Origin of the sequence: Pseudomonas sp. B15(2017) (assembly GCF_002113215.1) — a bacterium.
Lineage (GTDB): Bacteria > Pseudomonadota > Gammaproteobacteria > Pseudomonadales > Pseudomonadaceae > Aquipseudomonas.
On the sequence record NZ_NEJZ01000002.1, the window covers coordinates 569,990 to 587,586 of the forward strand.

The 17,597-nt window shown below is 54.2% G+C and carries 11 protein-coding genes; 1 reads left to right on the forward strand and 10 read right to left on the reverse strand.

Annotation, left to right across the window (positions count from 1 at the left end; translation table 11 throughout):
- Positions 1 to 30 precede the first annotated feature (30 nt).
- From CAF73_RS05415 to CAF73_RS05440, 6 genes are all read right to left on the reverse strand, one after another.
- Positions 31 to 1,749, reverse strand: coding sequence for a UvrD-helicase domain-containing protein (locus CAF73_RS05415; protein WP_085702172.1), 1,719 nt, complete (start codon positions 1,747 to 1,749; stop codon positions 31 to 33).
- A gap of 8 nt (positions 1,750 to 1,757) precedes the next feature.
- Positions 1,758 to 3,557, reverse strand: coding sequence for an ATP-dependent endonuclease (locus CAF73_RS05420; RefSeq protein ID WP_085702173.1), 1,800 nt, complete (start codon positions 3,555 to 3,557; stop codon positions 1,758 to 1,760).
- A 728-nt stretch (positions 3,558 to 4,285) separates the two neighbouring features.
- Entirely contained in the window at positions 4,286 to 5,122 is an 837-nt protein-coding gene (locus tag CAF73_RS05425) for a hypothetical protein (protein ID WP_085702174.1), read from the reverse strand.
- A complete protein-coding gene (locus tag CAF73_RS05430) occupies positions 5,119 to 6,369 on the reverse strand; it encodes a hypothetical protein (protein ID WP_085702175.1) in 1,251 nt (416 codons plus the stop codon). Before CAF73_RS05430 ends, CAF73_RS05425 begins: the two co-directional genes overlap by 4 nt.
- Positions 6,366 to 7,013, reverse strand: coding sequence for a hypothetical protein (locus CAF73_RS05435; RefSeq protein WP_085702176.1), 648 nt, complete (start codon positions 7,011 to 7,013; stop codon positions 6,366 to 6,368). Before CAF73_RS05435 ends, CAF73_RS05430 begins: the two co-directional genes overlap by 4 nt.
- The gene (locus tag CAF73_RS05440; RefSeq protein ID WP_176247707.1) at positions 7,010 to 10,747 is read right to left on the reverse strand and encodes an ATP-binding protein; all 3,738 of its coding nucleotides are present in this window, start codon (positions 10,745 to 10,747) and stop codon (positions 7,010 to 7,012) included. The genes CAF73_RS05435 and CAF73_RS05440 overlap by 4 nt, the downstream gene beginning before the upstream one ends.
- A gap of 356 nt (positions 10,748 to 11,103) precedes the next feature.
- On the opposite strand from CAF73_RS05440, the gene CAF73_RS30765 reads away from it, so the two are divergent.
- On the forward strand, positions 11,104 to 11,775 hold the full coding sequence (locus CAF73_RS30765) for a WYL domain-containing protein (protein WP_371918961.1): 672 nt from the start codon (positions 11,104 to 11,106) through the stop codon (positions 11,773 to 11,775).
- Between the two features lie 238 nt (positions 11,776 to 12,013).
- On the opposite strand, the gene CAF73_RS05450 is transcribed toward CAF73_RS30765, so the two are convergent.
- From CAF73_RS05450 to CAF73_RS05465, 4 genes are all read right to left on the reverse strand, one after another.
- The gene (locus CAF73_RS05450) at positions 12,014 to 12,889 is read right to left on the reverse strand and encodes a DNA/RNA non-specific endonuclease (protein WP_085702177.1); all 876 of its coding nucleotides are present in this window, start codon (positions 12,887 to 12,889) and stop codon (positions 12,014 to 12,016) included.
- Positions 12,890 to 12,995: 106 nt separating this feature from the next.
- On the reverse strand, positions 12,996 to 14,009 hold the full coding sequence (locus CAF73_RS05455; protein WP_085702178.1) for an endonuclease: 1,014 nt from the start codon (positions 14,007 to 14,009) through the stop codon (positions 12,996 to 12,998).
- 3 nt (positions 14,010 to 14,012) lie between these two features.
- Positions 14,013 to 16,313 carry an AAA family ATPase gene (locus CAF73_RS29640; protein ID WP_139834814.1) on the reverse strand — a complete coding sequence of 767 codons (2,301 nt, stop codon included), beginning with the start codon at positions 16,311 to 16,313 and terminating at the stop codon, positions 14,013 to 14,015.
- A gap of 205 nt (positions 16,314 to 16,518) precedes the next feature.
- Positions 16,519 to 17,202, reverse strand: coding sequence for an HNH endonuclease (locus CAF73_RS05465; RefSeq protein WP_085702179.1), 684 nt, complete (start codon positions 17,200 to 17,202; stop codon positions 16,519 to 16,521).
- Between the last annotated feature and the right edge of the window lie 395 nt (positions 17,203 to 17,597).

The window sequence follows — 17,597 nt, forward strand, 5'->3', positions numbered from 1 at the left end:
AATTATAGGTCATGACAATCGACGCATTACTTAGAGCAAATGGCTTCTTCGCCGTCCTTTTGGAGTCAGAATTGTTGCTCGCTGCATCGCTCGAGTTACGGCTACTCTCATAGTCAAGCGGGCTTGCCTTTCGCGCTCAGCGGAGGGATTGTCAGTCAGGTATCGGCCTTTCATCAGCCCTTCGTAAAGAAGGACTTCGGTGAACTCCTTGCCTTTCGACTTATGCATAGTCATCAGGTGGATACCTTTCCACTCCTTTGTCGCAGCTTGAAAATGCTCCTGCAGGAGTGCATCTCGAACGAAGCTCTCGGCACCAATATAGCTCTGCGTGCTCCTCCAAACTTCCCCTAGACGGCCACGCAACAGAGTTCCTTTACCGAGTAATCGAACAAAGCGACCATCAGCTGCGATCTGTTTGATTTCAGCGCAGGCACTGTCATCCAAAAGCTTGCGCACGGCAATCCAGTCGGCAGCAGGATCGCCTGACAGTTCTAGCTGCATACGCTGCTGCGAGATTTCCTGTGCAGCCGCCAACACCCTTTTATGGGCAATTTTCTTCAGCTCCTGCCCTGCAGCCACACCGTCTATCGCGTCGACAAGATCTAAGTTTGGCTTGCTTGGTTTTTTTTCACCTCGCCGGCCACGAACGTGGGCACACAGATTCCCAAGTAGTTTCAATGTGATCAATTCAGCGTGCGCCCCCCCCTCTAGGAGGGCCGCAATAGTCACAGCGGCCAGGGCAGCAGCTTCTTGGTCGAACGCCACGTCATGGGGAATGCGTGGTAGCTCATCAGCGTCGCTGGAGAGGTAAGCGGATACCTCTGCCATGAAGTCTTTGCTCGGTACCAAGATGGTCAAGGACCAATTTCTACCGCCCTTGAACAAGCGGCGTATGATGCCGAGCACCACCCTCTTGAAGTCCAGGTGCAACTGGCCTTTGCGGGGTGTATACGTTTGCACCGCGACATTATTGTACGCCTTGCCCTTATTCACCCCATTCATTAAGTCGTTTCCGAACTGCACGATGTCCGTTCCGTTGCTTCGGTGGTTCTCTAATCCAAAGTTGAAAACGGCCGGATTGAAAGCATCTTGGTATTCCTGTATCCGGGCCGCATTCGCTCCGCGGAACTCATAAATACGTTGCTCAGGATCAGCTAGCGCCATGACTTGGCTGTGCGGCGCAAGTGCGCGTATGAACCGCCACTCATCTTCGTTTGTGTCTTGGAACTCATCCAAGATGATCAGGGGATAGCTTGATCCGTAGATGCGCTGCAGCGCTTTACTGCTCTCAAGCAGCAGGGCTGCGTTGCTCGCGAAAAGGTCGAAATGAAGCAACCCATCCTCTGCCAGCAGACGTTGCTTCTCGGCCTCTCGCTGATCCTCGGGAAGGCTGGACAACCGAGATGCCGCTTCTGGTGGGGGTAGAAGAGTTATCGGGCTACCTGCACGCAACAGATACCCGTGGCTGCGTAGTAGCCCCCAGGTGAAACCATGGTAGGTATTGACCTCAAGCTTGCCGCGCTCTAACGCCGGCAAAAGCTTTCCCGCATGTTCGGCAACCCTCGCGACGGTTGCCCTGGCGAAGCTGAGAAAAAGCACCCGCTGGCCGGTTTTCAATTGCTGCCCGCCGATCAGCTCTTCCGCTTTTAGTAGGGCTACGGTGGTTTTTCCTGACCCAGGTCCTCCAAGGACAAGCATGTGTCTTGGACAGCGGATAACCGTGTTACGAGTGTCGTCTAGCTCTAACATTGCCGCTCCTAGATCAAATCAAGAACATCATCCAGGAGAGCTGGGGCAGCTGGCTTTGGAGGAATGACCGACGCACAGATTCTGGCCAACGTGTCTACAATGAACATAGGCAACTGGCCCTGATTGGTGGCAGTGCAAAGTAACGCTGCAGCGGCTCCATCACCTTTCCAACGTTTCAGCAGCACGCTCAATACCGCCTTTAGCTCGTCAACGGTGGTTTGATTTGTTGGTGCCCTTTCTCTGAGATCTGTTGGCCAAGATTCACTGGCGACCAGATCGGCAGCATACTTGCGAAGAACAGCCACATCGGTTCCGTTGAGAACGACATTCTCAAACCCAGTTTCGGGAGCCTCGTAAGGGAAGTCGACCGACTCAGTAATAGCCTGCCGTTGTGCCGGCTCTTGTTGATCGAAGACTGCGTACACTGTTTTACCTAAGCCACGATAGTAAGCCCCCATAGCAGCTATCTGGGAGTCGCTACCGGCATCCAGGATGGGGATCCCTAAAGCCTCTAAAGGCATGAATCGGTCAGGATCTTCCTTGTGGAGCATGCGAGCCACTGCGGGCCAGGCATCGTATTCAGTGCGTCCCTCTGCAAGAAGCACACGCCGTGCGAGCAACGCTTCACAAACCCGCTGCCGGATATCTTGCCTATAGAGCTTGGCTTTGATGCCAGGTGGCATCCCGGCCGCGCGTGCCTGCAGATGCCCTTCCTCCCGACTAACTACGACGATCTGCTGTGGGCTGAACTCTTCAAGAACGTACGGAGAGTGCGACGTGAACAGGGCTTGAGCTGACTTACCCCGGACGCCATTAATGATGCGTTTTTGGATATGGGGAGGGATGGCAATTTCTGGCTCCTCCATCGCAAAGATGACGTTCTGCTTCAGCTCTGCGATAAGTGATAACAGCGCCAAAACCATCATGTTTATCGTTCCGGTGCCCTGATGTTGGAACGGGGCGGCATGTTCGCTGCCGTCGCTACGTTGAGCACCAGTGGCCATGAACACTGTGAGTGTTCGACGCAGGGACTCTCTCGTGAGGTCAGATACCCGCATGTGGGGATCAGCACCGCCATCTGACGGCATGTAGTTCCTGATAGAGGCCTGCACACTTGAAAGGATGTTGCTGATCCCTAGCTCCGGCTTTTCGGCAACCTCAAGGTCACGAAGTTCGACAAGCAAGTCCTCCCAAATCTTGAAGTTTTTTTCCTGCTGCAGCCTCAGAATGATGTCGAGCAACGAGCCCCGCTCTAGGCTTAAAGCTCGACTTCCGGTCCGCACGGTCCGAAGGTAAAGGAACCCACACTCCCGCTTGTCGGTGTTGCGAAAGGCATCAAATGTGCCGTCTTGCTTTGCAGGAGACGCGAAGTAAGTTGAGCCGATGAAATCATCTTCCTCGACGTCATATCCACCGGTGAAACCAACGCGTAGGCAGGACTGGACACCTTCGGCATCTGTCCCCTGAGCGGGAGGTCCCTCGATAACCGCAGAGTGCACGTTATCCCACCATTCAAGATGGTCTCTGAAGCGCATTTCCTGGTCGGCATTCAACCCAGTAATCACGAGCTCAATGCTAATAGGGACAGGTTGCCCTTCTGGGCCAATGTATTCGCTAGCGTAGAAATCGTGTTCATCAATAACCGGGCGACGTGACAAGCGCTCCGGCCCCAGAACAAGGTCGATAGCCTCGAGAAGAGTGGACTTTCCAATGTTGTTGTCGCCGACGATCACCGCATGATCAGGAAGAAGAATCTCTGCAGTTCTAATCCCTCGAAAATTTTCTACTTTCAAGCTTGCAACACGCATGTCATCCCTCTTCCCTTGCGGTGATTTCGATCCCCACCCCAAGGATAGCGTCTAAGCAAGCACATGCTGTTAATTTCAAAGGGGCACTGAAACGTGCCGATAACTCTCACTACGGGCATGAGCAACATCTCTCCGAGCAGTCATACAGTACCGCCCTCTCATCAGCGAGCCTGGTGCCGTCAAGGCGCTTCGTCGGCATCTGTTGGAAAGACCGTTTCTGAGCTGAATGGTCGTTGGCCGGGAGCGGAACAGGTAGAATGTTCGCCTTTGGCCGAACTCAGCCACGCAATAACGACCGCAACCGGCCAGAGCGGACTATCACGCAGCTGCAGCAACTTCGGCTTTCGCCTGCAGAAAATGCGCAAACTTTCGTGAATAGCCCGGAAGAAGCAGTCGCAATCGTCACTTCGGCACACCGTAACAGGGGCTGCAGTGGGATCATGTTCACCTGGCTGAAACTTTATTGCCCCTCTGGATGGGGATCTGGGTATCGACTCGCAGCGTGACGAAATCAACCTCAACTACGTGGCCGTGACCAAGACCAAACTTGCGATCGCCTTTCACAATACCGTCATCGGCATGATGCGAGAGCACGCCAGCAAAACTAATAGCGCCACCTCAGGATGAACTCTAGCAACCCAAAACAGAACATCTGGGTCATCATCAACGCCGACGTCCCACCAAAAACAATGCCTCTATTAGGGGCATTGTTTTGCCTCAGAATCGGTTCATAAATAGCAAAGCAGCGGGCAAGAGAACGCCGCCATCGACTCCTGGGAAAAACCAGCTTTGTAATCATGAATGATCTTCGCCAACGGATTCTCGGCTGCCAGGAGTCCGGGCATGAGGCTAGCTTGTTTCTCATAATCCTGAGGCTTACTAACACCTGCATCGTGCATGGTCCGGAATGCCTCAGGACTCGGCCCGAGGGTGCCCTTCGATGGGATCTCCTTGTTGGCGTTAACCAAGCCCTGTGGATCCGCATCAGGGAAGTAGTAAACCTCGGGCACACGCTTAGCCAAATTCACCACCGCCCCTATGGAGAACTGAGGCGACCCTCGGAACACGAAAGGAACGCCAACCAGCTCCTGCGGAAGCACATACTGCGACGCATCAAGCATTGCCTGGAGGTTCTCAACAACGATAATCCGACGCTGTCCGGCAAGTAGCTCTGAAGGCACCGTCAACATGCATCCAGGCAGTAGCGGCTGGATGGTGTCTCCCAGCAATATCTCTCTGGAAGGCGCCGAAACCAGAACAAGATTCCTGGCAACAGGCTCACGTGCCAGCTTCTCGTCACGAGTGGAAGACGCCAGAACAGCTCGACTACCTTGAACCTTGCTACCTGCCACATGAGGGTCCCAACCAGCGTGTCGCTCAGCAAGACTGCGAAGTGCCTTCCTGTCATCCGCGTCTAGGAGGAGTCTTTTGCCACTGATCTTGCCAACTCCGTATAGCTGATGAATTTTCATCCATACGCCGCCCAGCGCGACCTCATTTGAAGCCATACGAACAGCACGGCTAACCATCTCAACGACTTGCTTGCTATGCAACAACGAAGTCATGAACGCTCCCCATTTTTTCTAAGACGAAGAACCAGATCCACCACGACCTTATTGTCAAAGCCTTCATGTGATGGCGCCAGCACCGGTGCCAACATAAAGCGTGGCATCTTCCCGACTCGGGCGGCATCGGCCAAAAGCGTCAGGTAGTAGGCATCCAACGCATAGAGCCAGATGGAGCTTCGGAAACCCTCATCAGCGATGTCATCCCAGTAAGCCAGGGCACTTTGAGGTGAGAGATCACGCTTTAGCGCTGCAAGCATTCGATGAAAGTGCGGTTCAACAAACGGCTCTGGCGCGTCCTCGACCTCCGGCTCCGCGAGGATCACTTTAACGGGCTCGCGACTAACCAACGGATCTTGGAATGCCTTTCTGACCTTCGGCAAAGGCATTGCCTGAATCAGGGCGGACATTTCCTGAATAGCCTTTTCATCCTCGACAGGCGGAAACAGATAAGCGCTATTGGGCAAACGCGCAGCACGAATCCAGTTCTCCGCATCCCCACGATCAAGAATGTCGTCCAAGTCGGGGTTGTTGCCATCTTGCAGCCAAGAGAAGACGCTCTGTGCCATCCTGCGATAATGATTCCGCTGACGCATGGTTGTGCCCAGTTGGTTCAACCGGTCGATCAGATCCCGGATACCCGTTTTGCAGCGGTCAATCGACTCATACAAACTGCTCAGCAATAGACGACGAAGCGAGCGATCCTTCCGACACCAATGACTCAGCGTGTCGCGATCAAAGGCCATGAGCTTTTCAGAAAGACGCCCGAGGCGCTTCACCGCGCTGTCGATATCCCTCAGACGGTCCTTGAATCGCGAAGAATACCCGTAGCGGGCCTCAATGAAGTCATTTGCAGCCCGGTGCTCGTCACGCAAGTGCGTGACGACCTGGCGAACAGAGAGGCGCACCTGTTGTAGCTCTCGATCCAGCTCAGAAGGCGAACCCTCCTTGGATGAGTGGAATCGCGCACAGCCATGCTCAATCCGGATCAGCAGTTCCTGCAAGTCGGGGGCCGACAATTCGAAGCGCTGCGCACCAATACGAGACCCCAAGTCAAGCAACATCGACGACGGGTGAAGGCTGCCATCACAGTCATCAATAAGCCGTTGACTGACCAACCAAGAGAGCCCTGCCGTCATTTTCTCCGGCTTTGGCACACCCTCTTCGTCAGCCTGGCAAATATCCTCGATGATGGCTGCATTCGCGATCAGATGAGCACCAAACTCTCGCCAGTTCTCCTCCTTCACAAAAGCTCTCCCGTACTCTGTGACGGGTCAGCCTCTGGCTCTTCTGCAGGCAGCAATTTTTGACTGTCGGCGATCCAAGACACCATGTGATAGAGGTATCCCATCTTGCCGGTGGCAACATACAGGCTCGACTCAACGCCCTTGCGAACTAGGTAACCGGCATCCACCAGCACCTTGAACACGACAGTCAATTTTTCCTTATTGCCTTCGACACCCTTTACCCGAGCGAACATCGGGTAAACACAGAGATCACGAAGCTGATCGCGGGCGACCGTGAACTGATCGATATGCATCAGAAGGCTGCCAAAGGAAATCTCCTCGCCAGGTGACAGACAAACATCCCCTTGCCCTGCCCGGCCACAGAGGTGAATGAAATCCAACACTGGCATTATCTGGTCGCGAATGCACTTCAACTCCTCCATAGCCTCGCGCCGATCGCCAGAATCGGACAAATCGACGTAGCGGGCAAAGAACGCCGTTACATCGTCGCCTTCACCCAGGTGCGCCAGCGCCCGTCCGAAAGGACGAAGTGCGGCTTCAATCGCGGCCGCAAACTCAGGCTGGCGAAGCTGTTCGTAAACCTCGCGACTGGAGTATGGGCAGAAGAACCGCCCAGCGATTAGCCCCTCGAGAATTGCTCTCATGCAGAAACCTCCTCTTCCTCTGGAAGACCGGCATTCAGATCATCCAGAGCCACAGGGTCAGCACCACGATATTCCTTCAGATAAACCCCGCCTGAGCGGCGTCGGTCGAGGGCATACAGATTTTTGAAGTGCCTCATCAGCTCTGGCGCACCACCCGGAAACCCCAGCATCAGCTTGACGTTGCGCGAGTTGAAATTGCCCACCAGCGTCGCCGCGTTGTTGACCTCAAGCTCCAGCGCCTCATCCACAGGCACGATTAGCTCAAAGTCGGCGTCACGCCGGATCATCTCGAACAGGGCAAGGTAGATCATTCCAACCACAATCTTCAGCTGGCCGGTACTCAAGCCATCGCCTAAGTCCGTCGTATTGCGGGCGACCCGCGGCTGGCCATTTACCTGCCAGGAAAGACTGACCTCAAAGCACTCGCTGATCTGTGCGCCCCGCCACTGCTTATCAACCATGGCCGAGTGCAGCATGCGCAGAGCATGATCAAGACCATCGGGTGGGAAGGCGTCGTTGCCCATGGCATCCCATCGGGCCGACTGCATTTCAATCGCTCGGATGTGCTCCCAAATCGGCAGGTCGTTGATCTTCAGATCCTTTATCTTCGAGACGACATGAAGATGGAAATTGGTGAACTCCGGGAAGCGCCCGAGCACTTCAGAGACTTGCAGCGTTGCTCGCCGGCCTACGTCCTGAATCGTGCGATCGACTTCTGCAAGGATTTTGCCGCCCTCAACCAACTGGTTGCACAACGTGCGGATGTAGGTAACCAGCTTGCTCCTCTGTACATCGTGGCCGTCATCGATATACATCTGCAGCTCAGGTGCTGCGTAAAACCAGACCCGCTCACCGGAGCTGTCAAAATGTCTGGCCCGCATGATGATGTCGTGCACGATCCCGGCTTCTGGGGTGGCACGATGTGCGAAGTTAAAGGGTCCCTCCACATCACGGAGAAGCCCCCGCCCCTCCTGCTTAATCTGGTGAGCATCCCTGAATATCCGGCCAACCTCCGACTCGATATCCGCTGCAGACAGCTTCTCCAGACTCTCGGTGCCGGAGGATGCTGCAGCGACCAGGATCAGGCGCTCTAAAACCGAACGTAGCGCACTGGCCTGATCGAATAGCGTGCTGTTCCGGGCTGCCAGCTCGGCTTGACGCACCTTGTAAGTCTTTTGACGCTCTTCGTATGCTGTGCGCATTGCCTGCAGATTGCGCTCAAGACGGCTGACCACCTGTTCTGCCTCTGCGTAGGCCGCCTCACGGGCAGCCATGTGAGGCCAAGCCGTTTCAAGCCAAGCTCTGTAATCTTGAATACGGGGTAACTGCTCGACCAGTTGTCGAACCGACTGATCAAGGCCGTTGACCGTGGATTCCAACCGTCGAACTGCGCCCACATCAACGCCTGCGCCCTGCAGGGCTGAATATTCATCAGCCTTAATACGCTCGATCTCTTCACGATGGGCACGCTCAAGATCAGCCAGGGCAGTGACGAGAGCTTCCTCAACAGAGCTTCGCTGAGCAGCAATGTCCTGCCGGGCCAGATCGGCGATGCTCTTCAGTTCCAACTTGTGCCGCCCGAAAGCAGCCTTCAAGCTTTCGATCTCAGCGATCTTTTCCGAGTGAGCGGTCGCGGCCTTTTCGGCTGAGTCCTGTGCCTTGGCGCGAGCAATGGAAAGCAGCTCTGCACCCTCATCACGAAGCGACTCCAGACGCTGTTTTCTGGCTGAAGTATCCGCTTCAATGCTTGCTGTACGGGAGTCGAGAGGGACTCGCTCCTCGCGTAGCGTATTACGGCGAACCTGAGCAGCTGCTGATCGATGGCTGAGAGCCTCCTCAGCATCATTGCTTTCATCGATGCGCAAATTCAGCCGCGCAATCTGCGATTCCAGCTCTTCCAGATTGAGCACGTCAACAGGATCAAGGCGCTCAAGATTAAGCTGCAAGCCAAAGAGCCCCGCACACGGAGCCGAAAACGACGGTGACAGGTCTTCACGCATCAACAGTCGAGGATCGATGACGAGCCCAACCGTGGTCTCCCAATCAGGTATGCTGCCGCGAAGGAACGACAGCAGGGTATCGTCAGATGCATTCAAGCGAGCGGTGAGCAATTTAACTGCTGCCCGCAGGTCATCGCGCCCTCGGGCAAGGCCTGACATCTCTGCGGCAAGGCCCTGCTGTTCAATGATGAGTTCAGCAACCTCTCTGTCGAGCCGGTCCAGATCCTTTCGCGTTTGCTCCTGCAACTCATAGAGTTGAGCGAGAGCGGTTTGCTCCGCATCAATCTGCTCAGCAATTTCTGGCAGATGTTTCTGTCGAGACCAAAAGGCCACTTCTGCCGCCGAAGAAGCGGCGAGTGCCGCTAGTTCGCTGCGGGCTCGCTCATACTGAGCAAGGTCCTCGGTGTGTGCTTTGTGGGCCTGTCCCAGCGCTTCTTCCGAGGCCTCATTGTGCAGCCGCAGTTGCGCATCAAACTCGGAGAGACGCCCAAGGGCCTCGGTACGACGATTTTCGCGACGCGAAGACAGCGAGTCGAAGGCGGCGCGCTCCATGGCAGAAAAACGAGAAACGATCCCCTCACTTTTGCTTGTCAACAGTGCCAGTTGCTCTCGTTTGGCCGCCAAGTCTTCCTGCATCGAGGGAAGGCTGTCGATTTTAGCAAGCAATGCTGGCATTCCGGCCTTGTCGTAGCCGGCTTTCTGGTCTTCCAGTGTCTTCAGTAGGCGCAATTGCTCAGCAGATGCTGCCCGGGCATCACCTAAGCGGCAATCAAGCTGGCGCTGCTCGTCACGAGAAGCATCCTGTGCAGCAAGCTCCTCTTTACGCTGCGCGTCCATAGTTGCTGCAACAGCCTCCTGCTCCTGCTTGACGGAAAGCTGCCGCGTCACGGCGACCTTCTTCAGGCGACCCAACTGCTGGTCGCAAGCCACCAATCGACTACGCAAAGTCGCCAAACCAAGAATCTTGGGTTTGACCTCACGATCCATCACCAGATAACTCGCCCGGTTGCTGATCGCGCTCAGGAAAGACTGGACATCAATACCTGAAAGGTCGATCTCACTGCGCATAGTCTCCTGCCGGATAATCTCCCCGACCGCAGACTCCATGGAGTCAAAGGTGCCTTTGGACTCCAGCAGAGAGAACATCAGGCTGTCGATGCCGGCGAAGTTGCGCCTCAACGGTGCGAGCGAATACATGCGCCGGAAAAGGTTGATCATCTTTTTCACGGATGCATCGGTGATGCCATCCATGTCTGCCGAGCCGGTGTTGTACTGGATGATCTTGTTGTAATGGTTCCAGCTCAACTCAGGTGTGCAGTCGATACCCATACCTTGAATGCGGCTACCAACCTTGCCAGGCAGAACCAGCTCACCTGAATCTTGATTCACATAAAGCAGACTGGGCTTCCAGCCGGTAGCCGCCAACCGGTAGGCGTAACCGTTAGAAGCCCGATGCAGGATGGCCGAGCGCAGAGCACCCTCGTGGTTCTCATACTCGAAGACGATGTAGCTCGACGCATGAGGCAGATAGTGATCGGCGAAACTTGCGGTATTGGTGCCCTTACGAACCATTCGACCAGCAGGGGCACCGTAGAACAGCGGGAGCAACTTCAAAAAGGTCGACTTGCCGATGCCGTTAGTGCCTGTCAGGCAGGTGTTGTCGTCGGTTTTCACCTCGACGATCTCGCCTCGACAAAGCGAGTCGATCAGGATAACCCGGAGAAGTTTGGCCACAGGGCCTCCACGCGCAGAAAGGTGGACAAGAGTCAGCGCGGACGCGATAGTCGAAACAAGCAAAGCGGCTATCGAATCTTTTTGATCCCGACATTGAATCAAAAAGATATATTACTGCATCAGGCAATGACAAGCTGAGGTTATATACAGTGTCCACCCCATCCCCTATTGAAGGCATCCCGCAGAAGCAACGGGACAGACTGGCGTTCATTGAGCAACAGGCATGGTTCTGCGGCGCAGTTTCACGGCGGGATGTTGTTAGTCGCTTCGACATACAGACGGCTGCAGCAACTAGGGATCTATCGCTATACCGCGAACTGGCTCCCGAAAATCTTTTTCTCGACCAGCGAGAAAAGGTGTACCGCCCAAGCGAAGGCTTTAACCCTATCTTCACCTACTCGATTTCCCGTATCACAACTTGGCTGAGTCAGGGGTTTGGAGATGAGGAGCATCTGAGCTGGTCGACGGGGATCCCATGCACCATCAGCGAATCCTTAGCACAACCCAAAATTTTCATCTTGGCGGCTGTCTGCCGCGCAATCAGGCAGCAGCGCGCCATCGAGATCACGTACGAGTCACTCACCCGATGCAGCACCAGGGTTATCGCGCCGTTCGGCCTGCACAGCGATGGCCGACGATGGCACGCGAGGGCATACGATCGGGAAAGCTCGGAGTTCAGGGATTTTGTGATAACCCGGGTGGGATCGGTACAAGACGCTGGACCGGCCCGCGAGGCCGAATGTGCCAATGAGGATGACCACTGGTCTCGTCGAGTCGTGCTTGAGCTGGTCCCTCACCCCGAGCTTGAACGAAAAGAGCCTGTACTATGCGACTACCCCTTCAACCAAGACGGCGTAATGCACGTAAAGGTTCGCGCTGCCGTCGCAGGCTACGCTCTCAGACAGTGGGGTGTTGACTGCTCGCACGATCACTCTGGCTCAGCGCGCGAGTACCAGCTCTGGCTGCGTAATCGAGAAGCATTATACGGAGTTCCTAATTTGGTGCTTGCGCCCGGGTACGCCCCCTAAACCATTCATGCAAGATGCTGTTGCTGGTTCTGCCAAAAGGGTACTAACCCGCTAGCAAAGACTCGGTAAAATTGAGTCACAACGGCCCGAATCACACTGACGCTTGTCGAGAAGTATCAGTCCACCCAGGACCTGGCCATAACCGCGAAAACGTACTTGGCCAGCGTGATGCTAGTGGTTGACCCGCAGGACGCAGAGCGGGCCTACCTTTAAAACGGCTTCAGCAAGCTCTAACTTTTTAGCTCTCTCGAGTTTGGACCTCTGCCTTAACCATACAGCCTATCGTCGAACCCAGCTGCCCCATCTTCGCCTTCAGCTTTGCTTGAACGTCTTGCGGCAACCCACTCCAAAATGTCAGCCCAGATCGCTCTTCAATCTCTGCCACCGTGACTTGGAAGTCGCAAAAATTACCTACGCGCGGCGTGCTCTGCTCCATGCTGAACGCAGCAAACTGACCACCGGCAGGAGTGGTACCGGTAAAGATGACTTTCCAATAGCCACTCGGGATCGTATGAACCTTATTGGTACCTGGTAGCGTTCCCATATTTCTTTCGTAAAGCGGACCCGTAGCCACATACACTGCATCCACACCTGTCATTTTGCTGAGACTCCGCTCCTGATCTTCCAGTCGAGCCCACGCACCTTGATTGAGATCCGCCTTCTGAGGCGTGATGTTTGTCAGGTAGTTGAGCGACTGCCAATCAGAGACGCCTCCCATAGAAGCAAGGTTGGCCTGATGTCCACGGTCTATCTTTAGGGCAACGCTGGCACCGTTGTAGTCAACAGGATTGAGCGTCTCCCCAGCAGGCACGTCGGGATCCGTCTTCCAGTTACGTGGACGCCCGCTCGCTGGTGTTTCCTTCGTGATTTTGTAGGCCACCCAGTTAGCGAACTTGGTCGAGCCGTTGTTGTTCAGAGTGTAGGCCTGGCGATAGAGCGTGGTTTGGTCGCCCCCTGTTGGACATCCCACCGAACAGTTGTCGATCACGACCGCGGCCGTTTGAGCAAGCCGCCCAGATTGAACAGCAGGCTGCAGCATATGAGGCGATGAGCATGCGCCAATCAGCGGGATGAGCAGTAGTGTGGCCAGTTTTGATTTATGCATTCCGTGCATTTGCTTCTCCTAAAAGTCTGGCAGTCTAAGCACTGGCCTTACTTGCTACTAGACGCATCTTTCAGAAAGGTATTTCAAGAGTTGGCCAACGCCGAATACTTCACCTTCAGCTCAGCAAGCGCATTTTGAAACCCTCAATCCAGGCTTGCACCATGGTTGAATAAGGTTCTTGAGGTCTTGCCATCCGCTTCATCTCACCCAGAACCTGTTCCTGAAGAAAATTCAGACGGCGAACAATGCCTTCGTCACGCACATCAGTAATCTTCGGATCTGCGGGGTCAGGCTTGAGCTCCTGAGCCATAACACCGATATCCAAAGATAGCGCCTCAAGGAACTCCAGCTGCCGTAATAACCGCGTTCGCTCTTGCACCAGACCGAGACGATTGAGTCCATACACATGGATGGACACGACTCCTCTGAGACTCAGCCCAAGCTCAAGGGCTTCACCAATCACTGCTTGAATGGTTGCATCTGCCCCATTGCCCCCCATCACTGGCAAATCTGTTCCTGCATGGGGCTGAGGGACGACAAGACTTATAAGATTGGACCGATCAATGTGAAACCTGAGGTGTTCGCTAGGATCATCTCTACACGGATCAAGTAACAGGGGGTATTCGTCGAGGATTGAAGAAGTCTCCGTCATCGCGCGCGTACCCAGCACCGGAAAGCTGTCCTTCTTGCCGCTAGACATGACTACGCCGTGGCTAAAACCTCGTTGCTCTTCCTGCAGCGTCAGCAGCTTGGCAGATAACCTGGGCATGCTCTGCTTGCGCTTACGGTTGCAATCGATACAGCTCGGTAGAAGATTCTCCCAATCCATTCCAAGCCACCAGTAGCCGGGGTGCGCCCCGTCCTCATGAACAGCCCCTTTTGGCCTGTAATGTTCAACGTCTACCGGTGCTGTCGATGCATAGAAGCTCTCACAGTAAGCGCATTTGCCATGAAATAGCTCATCTAGCTGCTTCTTCACGCTGTCAGACTTGTACACGGTAAATGTCGGGGCGTTGTCACCAGGCGCATGGAAGTGCTGCCTGAATTTGTTCAGTTCGCGCGAAGCTGGGGAGTCGGCTCCCGTCATAGCGTCAGGCTTGCGGACTGTGTTGCGGATGACGGCACGCATGATTCAGATACCCTCGAGAATTGCGACGATGTCTCGACGGGCCTGATCTCGCAACTTACCCAAATTTTCCGAGGATATTTGCCGGCGGTTTTTCAGATACTCCATTACCGCCTCTTGTACCAACCGCTGTACTTCAGTGGCGCCCACGGGCAAAGCGTCACTAATGTCCTGCTCGAAGCGCGCCCACGCCAATTGTTGATCCTCAGTTAGTGCCTGGCCGGATGCTCGCGCTGTCAGCAGGTCAGCGAACATCGCTAACTCACGTTCGGTGCCAGGTTGGTCGGTCGACGCCAGGCCGAAAAAGTCAGAGGTTAGCAATTGTTCGATCGTTAATTGACTGACCTCCGGCAGTCGAACCACCTGTTCCACCATCACCGGCCATTCGCTATCCGCACCACTCTGGCTAGCAACCCGATGCATCACGATTACCTCTCCATCCTCCATTCCCCGCAGGCACAATGGATCGTGAGTTGTTGCGATAAAAGTGACCTTTGGCAAAGCACTTCGTAAGGCGCTCATGATTTGAATTTTCCAGCGAGGATGCAGATGAGCTTCTACTTCGTCGATAAGGACCACCGCCCTCGCCGTCTCCAGACTCTCGAAAAACGTATGACTCTGTGCGCTCATCAATCCCTGAATGATGTCGCACACCATCGCCAGTATCGATCGATAGCCCGAAGACGCGAGACTCAAGGGCGTACGACTATATGTATGACCTCCTAGAGCAGCAGTGACGATCAGGCAACGTCGATTTTCATAATCGCGCTCAATAACGTCAAACTCGCCTTCGATTGAAAGGATGACGCGTAATGCACCGACTACGTTTTCAAAATTATCCTTGCTTAAACTCAGCAACCATTTTTCCGGATTGGATAGCAGCGTGTCCGAATGGAATAGATTCCGAATTGATTTGACATGGCTGTAGCGTTTTGGTCGTTTCTGGTACTGCCGGAATGCGCCGTAAGCAAACACAGGGGGTACATCTGATCCACCCTGCATATAAAACCGTCCATCTGCAATTTGCAGACACCGGGTAGAGCCGTCGTCGAACTCAAGATTAACCGTAGCCATTTCGCGCTGAACGGAAGAGTGCTCTCCCATCAGTTCTGGATCAAGTGGCAGGGTCGATACATCCAGTTTTAATTCAGTTCGCGCCTCATCAGTCGCTAAAGTCAGCGCTACAGCTTCAAGGATGGAGCTTTTTCCCGCAGCGTTTTCACCCAAAATTAGTAAGGCTGGTTGCAGCGGGTCAGGCGTCTCGGCCAGACCCGATTTCAACATGGGCATATCCAGATGCAGCCTTTCGATCCCTTTGAAATTATTCAGGGAAATGCTGGTCAAGGTGGGAGGTCTTTCGGTGAAAGCGCGTGCCAAGTGGGAGTCTTCCGTGAACACATCACGTAAGGGATTGTTAATCCACTCCTCCAGTGCATCACTGTCGAATCCCGTTTCCAGACTTCTAACCAGCTTCTGAAATGTCTGTTCCATATTGCCTGACGACAGCGACCACCTTTGCGGTTTGCCTTGAGTGAAAAACAATATGATTTGGCGGCACATCAGATACCACAATCCACCGAACTCCAGCTCTGCGAAGTCGAATAGCCGGGCATTCCAATTTTGAGTCTGACTACCCCGCAAGATTCTTTCTATGAGCTCATCGAAATACTCCCTCACACGCTGACCGCGCAACTCACTTAGGCCGGAGCGATTGAGGTTGAACTGGTCAATTGTCAGTTCTGCACGAGCGGTTTCTGGAAACAGATACCCGTAGAGATCGACTGTGAAATGACGAGTTAAGTCATCCTTACAAGGATCAAGCAAGACATTGTTTTCTTTGGGCGGATGATCTCGCCATAACCCAACTCCTTCCTCCAGATATCTTTGAAGCTGAGTTGCGGAAGGTAGCGCAGCTCGCCTGCCTTTGACTGGGAAAAACTCTGGGCGTCTGGGGATACACCCTTGGCAAATCGAATAGCAGTTTTCCCAAGCATTACTAAGCCATAGGTAGTACAGACGGGATGCCGAACTGGGCTTCATTGGCAAGACATTGCCCGCCGGGCGGAACAGGTAAGGTTCAGTGCTTGTGTAGCTTTCGCAGAAAGCACATTTACCGCGAAATAGCCTTTTCAAGGCTCCATACATGGACTCGTGGTTCAGCTTCTGGCGCGGACTTGGAGGTCGCGTCTGGGCCCTGCGCTTTTCATCCATCAGGAAGTAATCGACGATCAACCGCCGTTGTTCATTTATCTCCTTGCTCTGCAGCATGCGTGGTGGCGGCTCATTACTGCGATCAAATCGTTGCACAACTTTCCTCCCTGATAAGCGGTTCAATTTAAGCTAGGCAGCAAGCTATGACTGCCCTATTCGTGTACTGGCTACCATGTTCCCTGGCGAACGGCGGTGCTTTCTGTCGAAGCTTCTACTCGCCAATCAAGAGCAGGCAATCAGGCTCAGTACGCAGGCGTATTTATCAACCTTCCGCGCAGGGTCTATCGAAACAGATGCTCTATCAAGCCCGAATAAATTTGCGAAGGTCTTCAACCCGGAGCAGGTTTTCGTCAGTGTGGGCAATACGGTGGCAGTTCGCACACAAGAGCACTAAATCTTCCCGACTCGTCTCCCCTGAGTGACGCTCATGTGATAGCGGCAATTGGTGATGGCACTCAATCACACGGGTCGCCTTTCCCCCCAGCAGAGCATAGAAATCAATATCACAGGCTTCGCAGCTCAGACTACCCTCATCTCGCATACGCTGAAGCTTAAGCTTGTATGCCTCACGCCCGTTTCGTTCGGTCTCCAAGTGGGTCTTCAGAACCTTGGATCCTTCAGCAAATCCCGAGTTATCTCTCAGATCATCTCTCGCATGGATGAACTTGTTCTGCAATCCAGAGATGATCGCTGCGGTCTCACCGCCCTCCGCGAAGTCCCCTTGGTTGTAATAATGGAATGAGCCGAGGACATGAATGAACACACTCACGGCATCCTCATTCAACGGTGCATCCTGCCAGCCCGAGGAACATACCTTCTCGGACGGACCTGCGTTTTTGCAGCGATGGAAATAGGAGCACGTATCCAAGCAGCTACCTTGGTAGCTCGCCCAGTTTTCCCCTCCTGGCATGATCGAATCTAGAACGGTTTTTTCAGCACTACTGAAGTTCAGGTTTTTTATAGTCATCAGGCTCGCTTCTTCCATGCTTTTTAATAGGTCCGGCAGGTCATTCACATCAGGTCAAAAACGTGCGATTAGTGGCCAAACCCCACAGCAATGTCAATTGGCCATACTGCGCAAGAAGTTGCGCAGTTGTACGTAATAAAACCCCTTCTAAATCGCTGAAGACCTTGTGCTACGTGGCCTCCAGCCAAGTGCGCAAGAAGTTGCGCAGTACTGCGCAACTTCTTGCGCACTTCCAGCCATTTCGCTGTTCAAAAAACGCTCAAAGCCGCGAAACAGAGCGGCGAAGTCCCCAGCTCCCGGGGACGTGGAAAAAGCTGGCACGCTCCTTGATAACAGTCAGGCACCCACCGGGCGATTTCGCCTCCCGGGCACCCTAACTTTATCCGCAAGGAGCACCTCCCATGGCAACACCA